Origin of the sequence: Bradyrhizobium sp. BR 10261, assembly GCF_019455395.1 — a bacterium.
Taxonomy (GTDB): Bacteria; Pseudomonadota; Alphaproteobacteria; order Rhizobiales; family Xanthobacteraceae; genus Bradyrhizobium; species Bradyrhizobium manausense.
On the sequence record NZ_JACOFQ010000075.1, the window covers coordinates 1 to 696 of the forward strand.

General features: G+C 64.5%; 1 protein-coding gene. It reads left to right on the forward strand.

The window, feature by feature from the left end:
- Positions 1 to 696, forward strand: a 696-nt coding sequence (locus tag HYH07_RS36185; RefSeq protein ID WP_220006922.1) for an efflux RND transporter permease subunit, incomplete at both ends; no start/stop codon positions are given.

Below are 696 nucleotides of genomic sequence, written 5' to 3' on the forward strand. Positions count from 1 at the left end.
CAGCTGCTGGCCTCCGCAACCGACGAGCTCGTCGCCGCCGCGCGCAAATCGCCCGCGCTCCTTGCCCCCTCGGTGTTCTCGCCGTTCTCGGCCAATACGCCGCAGCTGTTCGTCGACATCGACCGCACCAAGGCGCAGAAGCTTGGCGTGCCGATCTCGAACATCAACGACACGATCCAGACCTATTTCGGATCGACCTATGTCAACGACTTCAACCTGTTCGGCCGCACCTATCACGTCACCGCGCAGGCTGATTTCCCGTTCCGCAAGGAGCCTGCTGATCTTGCGCGGCTGCGGACGCGGAACGCCTCCGGCGACATGGTGATGCTCGGCAGCGTGGTCGACTTCAGGGACGTCTCGGGTCCGGATCGCGTGGCGCGCTACAATCTCTACGCGGCGTCCGAGTTGCAGGGCGAGCCGGCGCCGGGGACGAGCTCGACCACCGCGCTCAACGCCATCAAGAAGCTCGCCGACGACACCTTGCCGAGCGGCTTCACCTTCGAATGGACCGACCTGTCCTATCAGCAGATCACTGGCGGCAATGCCGGCCTCTACGTGTTCCCGATCTGCGTGCTGTTCGTCTATCTCGTGCTCGCCGCGCAATATGGCAGCTGGACGCTGCCGTTCGCGGTGATCCTGATCGTGCCGATGTGCCTGCTCGCTGCCACCATCGGCGTGCGCATCATGGGCCAGGAC